Raw genomic sequence first — 14220 nt, 5'->3', positions numbered from 1 at the left:
CGGGGTATCGCGCCGGCGCGCCGGAATCAACGCGCTTGCCGCGCGGCGGGCGATCCGACGATGTGGAAGGAAATCTCTGGTCGGGGCGACAGGATTCGAACCTGCGACCCCCACACCCCCAGTGTGATGCGCTACCAGGCTGCGCTACGCCCCGACCGAGGGGGCGCCTCTACGCCGCGGCCGCGCAGGATGCAAGCGGATGATGGCCGCCATTACGCCGACGTTGCGCGGCGCGCCGCGCGATGATAGCGGCAACGCCTTCCAGCGGCCGTACCCCGGCCGCTCCATGGCCATGCACGGAATCCGATGCTGATCTCTCCCGCCTATGCGCAATCCGCGACCGGCGCCGCCTCCTCGGGCGGCTTCGCCGGTTTCCTCAGCCTTGCGCCGCTGTTCCTCGTCTTCATCGTCTTCTACTTCCTGATGATCCGCCCGCAGCAAAGCCGCATGAAGGCGTTGCAGGCCGCCGTCGCCGGCGTGAAGAAGGGCGATTCGGTCGTCACCGCCGGCGGACTGGTCGGCAAGGTCACCCGCGTCGAGGACACGATCGTCGAGGTGGAGATCGCCCCCAACGTCAAGGTGCGCGTGGTCAAGGCGACGCTGGCGGAAGTGACCCCGCTGGGCGGCAAGCCGGCGAACGACTGACATGCTGGACTTTCCCCGCTGGAAGGTGGCCGGGATCTGGCTGATCCTGATCGCGCTCGTATCGCTGTCGATCCCGACGTTCGTGCCGGAGGAGGTCACCAAGTCGTGGGGCATCCATCTGCCGCGCGTCAACAAGGGGCTGGACCTGGCCGGCGGCAGCTACCTGCTGCTGGAGGCGGACACCAACGACGTCGCGGCGACGCGCGTCGAGGCGATGCGCGAACAGGTGCAGACCGAGATGCGCCGCCAGAACCCGCGCATCGAGATCGGCGACATTTCCAGCCGTAACGGCCAGCTGTCGTTCATGCTGCGCGACCCGTCGCAGGTCGACGCCGCGCGCGAACGGCTGCTGTCGATCACCGGCACCGGCGCGGGAATGACCGGCCAGCGGCAGTGGGACATCCAGGTGGTGGACACCAGCCGCTTCGTGCTGACCCCCACCGCCGCCGGGCTGGCGCAGGCGGTCGACACCGCGATGGGCGATGCGACCGAGGTCGTGCGGCGCCGCATCGACGAAATGGGCACGCGCGAGCCGACGATCGTGCGCCAGGGCACCAATCGCATCGTCGTGCAGGTGCCCGGCCTGCAGAACCCGCAGGCGCTGAAGGACCTGCTGGGCAAGACCGCCAAGCTCGAATTCAAGCTGGTCGACACCACCGCCGATCCGCAGGCGCTGGCGCGCGGCCAGGCGCCGGCGGGCGACCAGATCCTGCCCTATCCTAACAACCCGTCGGGCGTGCCGTTCATCGCGGTGCGGCGCAGCGCGATCCTGACCGGCGACATGCTGTCCGACGCGCGGCAGGAATTCGAGCCGCAGACCAACGCGCCGCAGGTGTCGATCACCTTCGACAGCCAGGGCGGCCGCCGCTTCGCGCGCACGACGCAGGAAAACGTCGGCAAGCCGTTCGCGATCATCCTCGACAATACGGTCATCTCGGCGCCGAACATCAACGAGCCGATCATGGGCGGCCGCGCGGCGATCAACGGCGGGTTCACCGTCGAAAGCGCCAACCAGCTGGCGATCGCGCTGCGATCGGGCAAGCTGCCGATCGCGCTGAAGGTGGTGGAGGAATCGACTGTCGGGCCGGACCTGGGCGCCGATTCGATCCGCGCCGGCATCCTGGCCTCCGCAGTCGCGGTGGCGCTGGTGGTGGCGTTCATGCTCATCACCTACGGCCGGTTCGGATTCTATGCGAACCTGGCGGTGGTCATCAACGTGTTCGTCATCCTGGGCGTGATGGCGCTGCTGAACGGCACGCTGACGCTGCCCGGTATCGCGGGCTTCGTGCTGACGATCGGCACCGCGGTGGACGCCAACGTGCTGATCAACGAGCGCATCCGCGAAGAGCGGCGGCGCGGGCGCAACATCGTCCAGTCGGTGGAGCTTGGCTACAAGGAAGCCAGCCGCACGATCTTCGAGGCGAACGTCACCCACGCCATTTCGGGCATCATCATGTTCGTGCTGGGTTCCGGCCCGGTGAAGGGCTTCGCGGTCGTGCTGCTGATCGGCATCGCCACCAGCGTGTTCACCGCGGTCACCTTCACCCGGATGCTCGTCGCCGGATGGCTGCGCCGCGCCAAGCCGAAGACGATCAACATATGATCGCCCGCCCCCGCGTCACCCCGGCGAAGGCCGGGGTCTCCCCGTTGGAGAAAGACCCCAGCCTTCGCTGGGGTGACGGTGAAATGCTATGAAACTGCTCAAGCTCGTCCCCGACGATACCAATTTCGATTTCGTCCGCCTGCGCGGGCTCGCGTTCGGCCTGACGCTGCTGCTCAGCGTGCTGGCGGTCGGGCTGACCGTGTACAAGGGGCTGAACTTCGGCGTCGATTTCGAAGGCGGCCTGATGATCGAGGAGCGCTTCGCGGCCAGCCCCGATCTGGACCGCGTGCGCGCCGTGGTGGATGCACAGGGCGTGGGCGAGGCCTCCCTCCAGCAGTTCGGCGACCCGCGCACCATCACCATCCGCCTGCCGGTGCAGCAGGGCGGCGACGAAGGCGCGACCAATGCCGCGGTGCGCAAGGTCGAGGCCGCGCTGTCGCAGCAATTCCCCGGCGCCGAATTCCGCCGCTATTCCACCGTGTCGGGCAAGGTATCGGGCGAGTTGATCCGCAACGGCGTGCTGGCGGTGGTGCTGGCGATCATCGGCATCGGCCTGTTCGCGATCTTCCGCTTCGAATGGCAGTTCGGCGTGTCGACGATCGTCGCGATCGTCCACGACCTGTTGATGACATTGGGTTTCTTCGCGCTGACGCAGTTCGAGTTCGACCTGAACATCGTCGCCGCGGTGCTGACCATCATCGGCTATTCGATCAACGACAAGATCGTCATCGACGACCGCATCCGCGAGAACATGCGCCGCTATCGCAAGATGGAGATGCGCGAGATCGTCAACCTGTCGGTCAACGAAACGCTGCCGCGCACCGTCATGACCTCGGTCACGATCCTGCTGGCGCTGCTCGCAATGCTGTTCCTGGGCGGGCACGTGCTGCGCGGGTTCACCGCCGCGATGGTGCTGGGCATCGTCGTCGGCACCTACTCGTCGATCTATGTCTCGTCCTCGCTGCTGATCTCGCTGGGGCTGCGCGCCGAGCCGGAGGCGGACGACAAGCCCAGGCGCGGCGGCGGCATCGGCGATGCCGAGCGCGTGGGCCCGCGCACCTGATGCGCGTCGACCGCGACCGGCCGGCCGCCGGGCCGCTGGTGCGCGGTTTCGGCGCGGGCGGGTTCAAGGTGGATGCGCCCGACGGGACGATGGGGGTGTACCCGGCGCTGCTGCTGACCGCGACGCGCGCCGACGGCTGGTCCCCGCCGGAACTGGCGGCGCTGGACGACGCGGCGCTGGCGCCGATCCTGGCGGGGCCGCTGGAATTCATCCTGATCGGCACCGGCGCCGAACTGCGCCGCGCGCCGCGCGCGCTGGTCGCAGCGCTGGAGGCACGCGGGATCGGGGTGGAGACGATGGACAGCCGCGCCGCCGCGCGCGCCTGGGGCATCCTGCGCGCCGAAGACCGGCAGATCGCGGCGGCGCTATACCCGCTGGAGGCGTAAGGGCGGCGGCATCGGCCGCCTCCGCGGTGACGCCGGAGCGACCGCCCCTACCGGCTCACTCGTCCACCAGCCGCCCTTCGCGCGCGCGGAAATAGAACTGGCTGGCGACCAGCCACCCCTTGATCGGGCGGAGCGGCAGGACGGTGCTGACGATCAGCACCGGCATGCTGACCAGCAGATGTACCCACCATGGCGGGCTGGCGAGGATCTGGAGCATCAGCGTGACGACCACGCCGGGAATGCACGCGAACAATTGCACGAACACCGCCGGCCCGTCCGCCGGGTCCGCATAGGAATAATCCAGCCCGCACACCTCGCACCCGTCGCGGAGCGTCAGGAAGCCGCGGAAGATATGTCCCTTCCCGCAGCGCGGGCAGCGCCCCGCCGGCCCGGTCCTGAGCGGGCTGAGCGGTGTCCAGCGGTGCCCCGCGGCGTCGACGAAGCGATCGCCGTCGGTGTCGTGCGTATCCATCGCCCCGCTGTGCGCGCCGGGCGGCGCGGCATCAACCACCCGCCGCCTGATGCAGGTGAACCAGCCCCGCGAGATGCGCGTGCAGTGCCGCGGCATTGGCATCCCAGGTGAAGCGCAGCGCGTGCGCACGCACCGCGTCGCGCGCTGGGGGATGCGTCAGCAGGTCGCCGATTGCGCGCGCGACCGCCGCCGGATCGCGCGCGACAATCCGCCCCGCGGCATCATCGCGCACCACGTCGCGCGCGCCGCCGACGTCGGTGATGACGATCGGCGTTCCGCAGGCGAGCGATTCGACCCAGGCATTGGCCAGCCCCTCCGACGAGGAGGCCAGCGCCATGACATCGGCGGCGGCGAACCAGCGCGGCAGATCGTCATGCGCGACCGGGCCGAGCAGGCGGACGCGATCGGCCACCCCCGCCGCCGCGGCGCGCGCGGCGAGCCGGACGTGCTCCGGCCCCTCCCCCGCGATCGCCAGCGTCGCGTCGGGCAGCCGGGCGAGCGCGGCGATCGCCACATCATGCCCCTTGCGCGGGATCAGCGCGCCGACCGACAGCACCAGCGGCCCGGCGATCCCCAGCGAAGCGCGCAGCGCGTCGCGGTCGCCGGCGGGTGCGAAACGGGTCAGGTCCACGCCGGTATGGTGCACCCGCACCCGCTCCGCCGGGATGCCGATCGCGGCCATGTCGTCGCGCATCGCCGCGCTGACCGCGAGCAGCCCGTCGGCGGCGCGGCCGGCGGCACGTACCTGCGCCGCAGTGGAGGGGGCGTGGCCCCAATGGTGGATGTCCGCCCCGCGCGCCTTGATCGACACGGGAACGCCATAACGGCGGCCCAGCGCGACCGCCGCCGGCCCGTCGGGAAAGAAGAAGGACGCATCGATCACGTCGAACGGGAAATCGGCGCGCAGCGAATCGAGCAGCGGCACCAGCGCGCGGGTCAGCGCGGCGACATGAAAGCGCCCGCCCGTACCCGGCATGATGCGGAAGCGCGGACGATCGACGGTGACGCCGTCGCCCACCTCGCGCCGCGGCACCGCATCCCAGCCGCGATAGCGTGGGTGCCGCGACAGCGGCCAAAGCGGCAGTCCCAGCGGCGCGACGACGCGCACCGCCACCCCGTCGCGCCGCGACAGCGCCGCTACCTGCCGCGCGACGAACACGCCGAAATTCGGCCGCGTCGCGTCCGGGAACAGGGTCGACAGCGTCAGGACGCGCAGCATGGCGGGGGTGTTAGCCGCACGACGGTAAGCGCGGCTTTAACGCGCCCGTCCCGCGCGCACGCTCACAGCCGCTCGGTCGCGGCCAGATAATCGGTCATCGTCCGCGTTCCCTCCGCGGTCAGCTGCACGATCACGCGCCGCCGGTCGATCGGATCGGGCAGCCGGCGGACCAGTCCGTGCTCCACCAGCATCGCGATCTGGCGCAGCGCGGTCGTCAGCGGCGCGCCCGACGCGACCGCCGCGCTGGTGGTATAGACCGCGCGCCCCTCCGCTTCCTGCACGAACAGTTCCAGCAGCAGGTCGAATGCCGGTTCGCCGACCATCGCCGCGCCCCAGTAACGCTCGCGCAATCGCCGCTTGCCGAGGATGCGCTCCGCCGCGCGCTTCAGGGCGCGGCGTTCATCGTCGATGGGGGCCGAATCCTCATAGGCGATGGTTATCGACACGCGGCGCCAGGCGCCGAGTTGCAGCATCGAGACGTGATGGGTCAGCCACACCCGTTGTGCGTCGTCGCCGGCGAGGCGCTGGGTCATCGAAAAGCCGCGCCCGTCGACGCGCAGCGCCCGCACCCGTTCCGCGAAGACCCCGCGATCATCGGGATGGATCAGGTCCAGCAGATGGCAACCGATCACGTCCTCACGCGGCCGCCCGATCGCCGCGGCATAGCCTTCGTCGACGTCGCAGATCGTCATGTCGTCATCGACCAGGCAGCTCATCAGGCTGCGCACGCCGGAACCCAACATATTCCCCCCCGGATTGATAGCGCTGTCAGCGACCGGGGAGTATTATGGCCGAAACCATGTGGATGGTCGGGCGGGCGGGGGTCAATCCCTACCTTAGTCGAACCGCGCCGGTGTAGGCGAACAGCAGGTCGGCATCGACCGAGGCGTGCAGCGCCTCCGGCCCGTCGACCAGCACACACTCGCCGGCCTTCCATTCGACGCCGGCGACGACGCCCGTACCCTTGATCGGGATCAGCCAGCCCTGCTTGCCCGCCGGCAGGTCGATCGCGCGGCTGCCACCGGTCCAGCGTTCCAGCACGAATTTCGGCCCCTCGACCAGGATCGTCCGCCCCGGCGCGACCTCGCCCGGCGCGGACGGCGCGACATAGGGTTCGAGATCGGCGACCGCGACGCCATCGTCCAGATGCAGCTCGCGCGGGCGGCCGTAGTCGAACAGGCGATAGGTGGTATCGGAATTCTGCTGCACCTCGATTACGGTCAGCCCCGCGCCGATCGCGTGGATCAGCCCGGAATGGGCGTAATAGAAGTCGCCCGCCTTCACCGGCTTCCAGAACAGCTTGTCCTCGAGGCTGCCGTCGAGCGCGGAGGTGCGCAGTTCGTCGCGCGTCATCGGCTCGAGCGGCCCCATCGCGATCGTCGAATCGGGCTCGGCGGCCAGCACCGTCCAGCATTCGTCCTTGCCGCGCGGCAGCCCGCGCTTGTGCGCCTCCTCATCGGACGGATGGTCCTGCACCGACAATTTTTCGCTGGTGAACAGGTATTTGATGAGCAGCTCCGGCTCTTCCGGGTGCGGCGACTGGAACCACACCTCGCCGATCGGTTCGGCATCGGGCGCGGGATCGGGGAAGCCGGGATAGAGGTGGTGGCGCCCCCACGGCTTCTCGACGCGCTTGGTGGCGAGCAGGGTGGCGGGCATGGAAACTCCTCGGTTCGGCAGGTGATGCGGACGGTCGCGGTAACGCGCAACGGCCGCTTGCGCTCCGCATGCGCAAAAGCCGTTGTTCGCCCCCGCCTCTCTACGCTAAGAGCCGGGTCAATGCGTACCCCCCTTTTCCGCCCGCTCACGCTGGGGCTTCTCGCCGCGCTCGCGCTTCCCATCGCCGGCTGCGCCACCAACCGCAATCGCGGTGACCTGCCCTATGTCGCGCGCGACGTCGGCACGCTGTATACGGCGGCCAAGAAGCGGCTGGACCAGGGCCGCTACAAGGAAGCGGCCGCGCTGTTCGACGAGGTGGAGCGCCAGCACCCCTATTCGGTATGGGCACGCCGCGCGCAGTTGATGGGCGCGTTCAGCTATTATCTGAACCGCGACTATACCCAGGCGATCCAGGGGGCGCAGCGCTTCCTGTCGGTCCATCCGGGCAACCGCGATGCGCCTTATGCCTATTACCTCGTCGCGCTCAGCTATTACGAGCAGATCAGCGACGTCAGCCGCGACCAGAAGATCACCTCGCAGGCACAGGACGCGCTGGGCGAACTGATGCGCCGTTACCCCACCACCCGCTATGCCGCCGATGCGCGGCTGAAGCTGGACCTGGTGCGCGACCATCTGGCGGGCAAGGAAATGGAGATCGGCCGCTTCTACGAACGGCGTCGCCAGTGGCTGTCCGCCACGCTGCGTTTCCGCCGCGTCGTCGACCAGTATCAGACCACCACCCACACGCCCGAGGCGCTGATGCGCCTGACCGAGACCTATCTGGCGCTGGGCGTGCGCGGCGAGGCGGAAAAGGCCGCGGCGGTGCTGGGCGCCAATTATCCGGGCAGCGACTGGTATGCCCGCGCGTACAAGCTGATGCAGGAATATCCGGCCAAGCCGATCGCGCCGCTGGCGCCGGGCGAACTGGTCGTGCCGCAGCCGGTGCGCGCCGCCACGCCGGGCGAGGCCGCCACCCCCACCCCGTCGGCCGACGCCCCCGCCCCCACCACCCCGGCGACCACCGGCGGCGACACTTCGCCGGGCAGCACCGCGCCGGGGGCGGGCACCGCGACGCCGCCATCGCCGTCGCAGCCCTGAGCGCGGATACCCGGAACAAACGGGGTAAACACGCGCTGCAAACCCGGCTAAGGGAGATGCGGCCATGCTGACCGCTCTATCCATCCGGGACGTCGTGCTGATCGAGGCGCTGGAGCTGGAATTCGGCGCCGGGCTGGGCGTGCTGACCGGGGAAACCGGCGCGGGCAAGTCGATCCTGCTCGACGCATTGGGGCTGGCGCTGGGGCGGCGCGGCGACAGCGCGCTGGTACGCAGCGGCGCAGCTCAGGCCGTGGTCACCGCGACGTTCGATGCACCGCCGGCAGTCACCGCGCTGCTGGCCGACAACGGGCTGGAGATCGACGCGGACGAGCCGCTGATCGTGAGGCGCATCGTCAAGGCCGATGGCGGCAGCCGCGGCTTCGTCAACGACCAGCCCGCCTCCGCATCGCTGCTGCGCGAGATCGGCGGCATGCTGGTGGAAATCCACGGCCAGCACGACGACCGCGGGCTGCTGGCCGCGGCGGGGCATCGCACGTTGCTGGACGCCTATGCGCGCGGCGGCACGCGCGAGGTGGCGGCGGCGCATGCCGCGTGGCGTGCGGCGGAAGAGGCGCTGGCGAGTGCGCGCGACGGGATCGCCGCGGCGCAGCGCGACCGCGACTGGCTGCAACATGCCGTCGCCGAGCTGAGTGCGCTGGCGCCCGAGACCGGCGAGGAGGAGACGCTGGCCGAGCGCCGCCGGACGATGCAGCGCGCCGAGAAGATCGCCAGCGATCTCGACGCGGTGACCGGGCATCTGGAAGGCAGCGCGGGCGCGATGACGCATTTGCGTCAGGCCGCGCGCGTGCTGGAACGGATCGCGGGCGACCACCCGGCGCTGGCCGAGGCGCTGGCGGCGGTGGACCGTGCGGTGATCGAGGGCGCGGTCGCCGAGGAAAAGCTGCGCGACGCGGCACTGGCGCTGATGCACGACCCCCGCCAGCTGGAGGAAGATGAGGCGCGGCTGTTCGAGCTGCGCGCGATGGCGCGCAAGCATCGCGTCCAGCCCGACGACCTGGCCGCGCTGGAACAGGAATTGCGCGAGCGGCTGGAGCGGCTGAACGCGGGCGAGGACGGGCTGGCGGACCTCGACGCGCGGGTCGCTGCGACCAGAGCCGCCTATCGCGCGGCGGCGCAGGCCCTGACGGAGATCCGCACCGCGGCAGCGACGCGGCTCGATGCCGCGGTGGCGGGGGAACTGGCGCCGCTGAAGCTCGATGCGGCGCGGTTCCGCACCGTGGTGGCGCCGCTGGACGAGCGCGACTGGTCGGCCGCGGGGCAGGACCGCGTGGAGTTCGAGATCGCGACCAACCCCGGCGCACCGTTCGGCCCGCTGGCGAAGATCGCCAGCGGCGGCGAATTGTCGCGCTTCATCCTGGCGCTGAAGGTCGCACTGGCGGAAACCGGCGGCGCGGCGACGATGATCTTCGACGAGATCGACCGCGGCGTCGGCGGCGCGGTGGCCAGCGCGATCGGCGAACGGCTGGCGCGGCTGGCGGAGGCGACGCAATTGCTGGTGGTGACGCACAGCCCGCAGGTCGCGGCACGCGGCGCCGCCCACCTGCTGATCGCGAAATCGAGCGACGGGACGGTCACCCGCACCGGCGTGCGCCCGCTGGACAGCGACGAGCGCCGCGAGGAAATCGCCCGGATGCTGTCGGGCGCGACCGTCACCGACGAGGCACGCGCGCAGGCGGTACGGCTGCTGGAGACGGCGTAGCGGCAGGTGGCAGGTGGCGGCATCCGCGCGCCGAAGCGTCGTCCCAGCGAAGGCTGGGACCTTCCCGTTGTCGACCACGCCGTGCGCCACACAGAGACCCCAGCCTTCGCTGGTGTGACGCGCGTCGGGACCGCCTCAGTACGGCGGCTGGTGCAGCCCCGCCGGGGAGGCGGTGAAGATCTCGCAGCCGTCCTCGGTGATGCCGATCGAATGTTCGAACTGCGCCGACAGCGAGCGGTCGCGGGTCACCGCGGTCCAGCCGTCGTCCAGCAGCTTCACGTCGGGGCGGCCGATGTTGATCATCGGTTCGATCGTGAAGATCATGCCCGGGCGCAGCTCCGGCCCGGTGCCGGGGCGGCCGACATGGACCACCTCCGGCGCGTCGTGGAACAGCCGGCCGACGCCATGGCCGCAGAAATCGCGCACCACGCCGTAGCGATGCGCCTCGGCATGGCGCTGGATCGCATGGGCGACGTCGCCCATGTGGTTGCCGGGCTTCGCCTGTTCGATCCCGATCATCAGACATTCGTAGGTGACGTCGACCAGCCGCCGCGCCTTCAGCGGCACGTCGCCGATCAGGTACATGCGGCTGGTGTCGCCGTGCCAGCCGTCGACGATCGGCGTCACGTCGACATTGACGATATCACCCGACTTCAGCGGCTTGTCCGCCGGAATGCCATGGCAGACGACATGGTTGATCGAAATGCAGCTGGAATGGGTATAGCCGCGATAGCCGAGCGTCGCGGGCACGCCCCCGCCCGCCAGCACGAAATCGTAGATCAGCCGGTCGATCTCCGCCGTGGTGACGCCCGGCACCATGTGCGGTACGAGCATGTCGAGCGTTTCGGCGGCCAGCCGCCCCGCCTTGTGCATGCCCGCAAAGGCTTCGCGGCCATGCAGCTTGATGGCGCCGTTGCGCCCGAGCGGCGCATCGCTGGTGACGGTCACATATTCGGTCATGCGCGCGGATATAGCGTGGCGCGCGCGCGATGGCGAGGTTATGCCCGCATCATGGCAAGCGAACGCATCTGGACCGCGGCATTGGTGGTGATCGGCGACGAGATCCTGTCCGGCCGCACGCAGGACAAGAACGTCGCGCAGATCGCGCAATGGCTGAACGTCCAGGGCATCCGCCTGGCCGAGGTGCGCGTCGTCGCCGACCGCGAGGAAGCGATCGTCGAGGCGGTGAACACCCTGCGCGCGCGCAACGACTACCTGTTCACCACCGGCGGGATCGGGCCGACGCATGACGACATCACCGTCGATGCGATCGCCGCCGCGCTGGGCGTGGGCGTGGTCCACCACCCGGAGGCGGTGGCGGTGCTGGAGCGTTACTATGCCACCCGCGGCGGCGCGACCGAGGCGCGGCTGCGCATGGCGCGCGTGCCGGAGGGCGCGGGGCTGATCGAGAACCGGATGAGCGGCGCGCCGGGCATCCGCATCGGCAACATCTTCATCATGGCCGGCGTGCCGCACATCACCGCCGGGATGCTCGACGCGCTGACCGGCACGCTGGAGGGTGGTCGCCCGGTCGTCAGCAAGACGATCGGCAGCTGGGTCGCCGAAAGCGAGGTCGCCGATTTGCTGCGCGAGGCCGAGCGCGCGCATGACGGCGTGGCGATCGGCAGCTATCCGTTCTTCCGCGAAGGCCGCACCGGCGCCAATTTCGTCGTCCGCAGCCCCGACGAGGCGGCGGTCGATGCCTGTCTGGCGGATGTCGCCGAGCGACTGGCCGCGGCGGGCCATACCGCGACGCCGGGCGGGATCTGAGCCATGGCTGGGCGCACCCATCATTATCGCGTGCGCGTCGACTGGACCGGCAACAGCGGCGTCGGCACCGCCGGCTATCGCGGGTACGAGCGTGCGCATGACATTACCAGCGCGGGCAAGGACCATGCGATCGTGGGATCGTCCGACCCGGCGTTTCGCGGCGACGCGGCGCGCTGGAACCCCGAGGAGTTGCTGGTCGCCTCGCTCAGCGCGTGCCACCAATTATGGTATCTGTCGCTGTGCGCCGAGGCGGGGGTGATCGTCATCGCCTATCACGACGAGGCCGCGGGCGAAATGATCGAGGAAGCCGATGGCGGCGGGCGATTCGTGTCGGTGACGCTCAACCCGCAGGTGACGATCGCGCCGGACAGCGACGCGGACGTGGCGCGCGCGCTGCACGAGCGCGCGCATCACCTGTGCTTCATCGCGCGATCGGTGGCGTTTCCGGTGCGCTGCGCGCCGGTCGTTACGCACGGCTGAACATCCCCCGCTGCCGCCAAAACCGGCACCATGCGGGGCGCTGCCCAATCGTTGAGCAACAGTTAACGCCCTCCGCGGGCGAGTCGCCGCCTTGCCCTTCGGCTTCGCGGCTGGCACGATCGGTGCAATGCACAAACCGGGGCTGCCGGTTGGGGCATGTCGAGTTCACCTGGGTGGGGCGTCAGGCGCGTGAAGAAGATCGAAGCGATCATCAAGCCGTTCAAGCTGGATGAAGTGAAGGAAGCGCTGCACGAGATCGGGGTCAGCGGCATCACCGTGACCGAGGCCAAGGGCTTCGGCCGGCAGAAGGGGCATACGGAGCTGTATCGCGGCGCCGAATATGTCGTCGACTTCCTGCCGAAGGTGAAGCTGGAGGTCGTGGTCGAGGACGGGCTGGCCGAGCGCGTGGTGGAGGCGATCGCCGCCGCCGCGCAGACCGGCCGTATCGGCGACGGCAAGATCTTCGTCATCCCGGTCGAAACCGCACTGCGCATCCGCACGGGCGAGCGCGGCGACGACGCCATCTGATCGGGGCGTCCCCGAAACGTTACGTCACCCCAGCGCAGGCTGGGGTCTCCCTGTTACCAAAAGACCCCAGCCTTCGCTGGGGTGACGATCGAGGAAGACTATCCATGGCGAATACGGCCGCAGACGTTCTGAAGAAGATCAAGGAAGAGGAGATCGAGTGGGTCGATCTGCGCTTCACCGATCCCAAGGGCAAGTGGCAGCACCTGACCATGGTCGCCTCGGTCATGGGCGAGGACGAGTGGACCGACGGCCTGATGTTCGACGGCAGCTCGATCGAGGGCTGGAAGGCGATCAACGAGTCGGACATGATCCTGAAGCCGGATCTGGACGCGGTGTACACGGACCCCTTCTCCGCCACGCCGATGCTGATCGTGTTCTGCGACATCGTCGAGCCGTCGACCGGTGAGGGCTATGCCCGCGACCCGCGCACCACCGCGAAGCGCGCCGAAGCGTATCTGGCGACCACCGGGATCGGCGACACCGTGTACGTCGGGCCGGAAGCCGAATTCTTCATGTTCGACGACGTGAAGTTCGAGACGTCGTACAATACCAGCTATTTCAAGATCGACGATATCGAGCTGCCGACCAACACCGGCCGTGAGTACGAGGGCGGCAACCTGGGCCACCGCCCGCGCGCCAAGGGCGGCTATTTCCCCGTCGCGCCGGTCGATTCGGCGGTCGACATCCGTGGCGAGATGGTCACCACGATGCTGGAAATGGGCCTGCCGTGCGACAAGCACCACCATGAGGTGGCCGCCGCGCAGCACGAACTGGGCCTGACGTTCGGCACGCTGACCACCACCGCCGACCGGATGCAGATCTACAAATATGTCGTGCACCAGGTCGCGCATGCCTATGGCAAGTCGGCGACCTTCATGCCCAAGCCGATCAAGGAAGATAACGGCTCGGGGATGCACACGCACTTCTCGATCTGGAACGGCAAGGAGCCGCTATTCGCCGGCAACGGCTATGCCGGGCTGTCGGAAACCTGCCTGTACTTCATCGGCGGCATCATCAAGCATGCCAAGGCGGTCAACGCCTTCACGAACCCGACCACCAACAGCTACAAGCGGCTGGTGCCGGGCTATGAGGCGCCGGTGCTGCTCGCCTATTCGGCGCGCAACCGTTCGGCATCGTGCCGCATCCCGTACGGCACCGGGCCGAAGAGCAAGCGCGTCGAAGTGCGCTTCCCCGACGCGATGGCCAACCCGTACCTGGCCTATGCCGCGCTGATGATGGCGGGTCTGGACGGCATCCAGAACAAGATCCATCCGGGCGAGGCGATGGACAAGAACCTGTACGACCTGCCGCCGGCCGAGCTGGCGGAAGTGCCGACCGTCTGCGCATCGCTGCGCGAGGCGCTCGAGTCGCTCCAGGCCGACCACGACTTCCTGCTGAAGGGCGACGTGTTCACCAAGGACCAGATCGAGGCCTATATCGAGCTGAAGTGGGCGGACGTCGCGCGCTGGGAAATGACCCCCAGCCCGGTCGAGTTCGACATGTACTACAGCGCCTGACCGTCGCGTCCGCGCGGTAACGGCAAAGGGGGCGTCCGGCGCGATCCGGGCGCCCCTTTT

General features: G+C 69.2%; 15 protein-coding genes and 1 tRNA gene. 10 read left to right on the top strand and 6 right to left on the bottom strand.

Features of this window, described 5'->3' with window-relative positions; translation table 11 throughout:
* Window positions 1-77 precede the first annotated feature (77 nt).
* Window positions 78-154 (bottom strand) — tRNA-Pro (locus COA17_RS02470).
* A gap of 152 nt (window positions 155-306) precedes the next feature.
* On the opposite strand from COA17_RS02470, the gene yajC reads away from it, so the two are divergent.
* The 4 genes from yajC (at window position 307) to COA17_RS02450 (ending at window position 3697) form a co-directional block, all read left to right on the top strand.
* Window positions 307-645: a preprotein translocase subunit YajC gene (gene yajC, locus COA17_RS02465; protein WP_096609969.1), complete on the top strand. Its 339-nt coding sequence runs from the start codon at window positions 307-309 to the stop codon at window positions 643-645.
* Window position 646: 1 nt separating this feature from the next.
* The gene (gene secD, locus COA17_RS02460; protein ID WP_066489346.1) at window positions 647-2248 is read left to right on the top strand and encodes a protein translocase subunit SecD; all 1602 of its coding nucleotides are present in this window, start codon (window positions 647-649) and stop codon (window positions 2246-2248) included.
* An 88-nt stretch (window positions 2249-2336) separates the two neighbouring features.
* Window positions 2337-3311 (top strand): protein translocase subunit SecF, encoded by a 975-nt coding sequence (gene secF / locus COA17_RS02455; RefSeq protein ID WP_066489343.1) that lies wholly within the window; start codon window positions 2337-2339, stop codon window positions 3309-3311.
* A complete protein-coding gene (locus COA17_RS02450) occupies window positions 3311-3697 on the top strand; it encodes an Mth938-like domain-containing protein (protein ID WP_096609967.1) in 387 nt (128 codons plus the stop codon). Before secF ends, COA17_RS02450 begins: the two co-directional genes overlap by 1 nt.
* A 55-nt stretch (window positions 3698-3752) precedes the next feature.
* Here the strand turns inward: COA17_RS02450 and COA17_RS02445 are convergent, their stop codons facing one another.
* The 4 genes from COA17_RS02445 to COA17_RS02430 form a co-directional block, all read right to left on the bottom strand.
* Entirely contained in the window at window positions 3753-4169 is a 417-nt protein-coding gene (locus COA17_RS02445; RefSeq protein ID WP_096610723.1) for a DUF983 domain-containing protein, read from the bottom strand.
* 31 nt (window positions 4170-4200) lie between these two features.
* Window positions 4201-5388 (bottom strand): glycosyltransferase, encoded by a 1188-nt coding sequence (locus tag COA17_RS02440; protein ID WP_096609965.1) that lies wholly within the window; start codon window positions 5386-5388, stop codon window positions 4201-4203.
* 62 nt (window positions 5389-5450) lie between these two features.
* Entirely contained in the window at window positions 5451-6131 is a 681-nt protein-coding gene (locus COA17_RS20020) for a PAS domain-containing protein (protein ID WP_096609963.1), read from the bottom strand.
* A gap of 88 nt (window positions 6132-6219) precedes the next feature.
* Window positions 6220-7047 carry a class I mannose-6-phosphate isomerase gene (locus tag COA17_RS02430; RefSeq protein WP_096609961.1) on the bottom strand — a complete coding sequence of 276 codons (828 nt, stop codon included), beginning with the start codon at window positions 7045-7047 and terminating at the stop codon, window positions 6220-6222.
* Between the two features lie 120 nt (window positions 7048-7167).
* Between COA17_RS02430 and bamD the strand changes: the two genes are divergently transcribed.
* The gene (gene bamD, locus COA17_RS02425) at window positions 7168-8145 is read left to right on the top strand and encodes an outer membrane protein assembly factor BamD (protein ID WP_096609959.1); all 978 of its coding nucleotides are present in this window, start codon (window positions 7168-7170) and stop codon (window positions 8143-8145) included.
* A gap of 64 nt (window positions 8146-8209) precedes the next feature.
* Complete coding sequence (gene recN / locus COA17_RS02420; RefSeq protein ID WP_096609957.1) at window positions 8210-9865, top strand: DNA repair protein RecN; 1656 nt, start codon at window positions 8210-8212, stop codon at window positions 9863-9865.
* A gap of 135 nt (window positions 9866-10000) precedes the next feature.
* Here recN and map read toward each other — a convergent pair whose 3' ends face one another.
* Window positions 10001-10825, bottom strand: a complete 825-nt coding sequence (gene map / locus COA17_RS02415) for a type I methionyl aminopeptidase (protein WP_066492113.1) — start codon at window positions 10823-10825, stop codon at window positions 10001-10003.
* 51 nt (window positions 10826-10876) lie between these two features.
* Between map and COA17_RS02410 the strand changes: the two genes are divergently transcribed.
* The 4 genes from COA17_RS02410 to glnA all read left to right on the top strand — a co-directional run bounded on the left by COA17_RS02410 (window position 10877) and on the right by glnA (window position 14160).
* The gene (locus COA17_RS02410) at window positions 10877-11635 is read left to right on the top strand and encodes a competence/damage-inducible protein A (protein ID WP_066492111.1); all 759 of its coding nucleotides are present in this window, start codon (window positions 10877-10879) and stop codon (window positions 11633-11635) included.
* Between the two features lie 3 nt (window positions 11636-11638).
* Entirely contained in the window at window positions 11639-12115 is a 477-nt protein-coding gene (locus tag COA17_RS02405) for an OsmC family protein (protein WP_096609955.1), read from the top strand.
* A gap of 189 nt (window positions 12116-12304) precedes the next feature.
* The gene (locus COA17_RS02400) at window positions 12305-12643 is read left to right on the top strand and encodes a P-II family nitrogen regulator (RefSeq protein WP_066492102.1); all 339 of its coding nucleotides are present in this window, start codon (window positions 12305-12307) and stop codon (window positions 12641-12643) included.
* A gap of 104 nt (window positions 12644-12747) precedes the next feature.
* Entirely contained in the window at window positions 12748-14160 is a 1413-nt protein-coding gene (gene glnA / locus COA17_RS02395) for a type I glutamate--ammonia ligase (RefSeq protein ID WP_096609953.1), read from the top strand.
* The last annotated feature ends 60 nt before the right edge of the window (window positions 14161-14220 follow it).

This window comes from Sphingomonas ginsenosidimutans, assembly GCF_002374835.1.
In the GTDB taxonomy this organism is placed as follows: domain Bacteria; phylum Pseudomonadota; class Alphaproteobacteria; order Sphingomonadales; family Sphingomonadaceae; genus Sphingomonas; species Sphingomonas ginsenosidimutans.
Note: the sequence above shows the minus strand (reverse complement) of the source record. Positions and strands in the feature narration are given on the sequence as shown.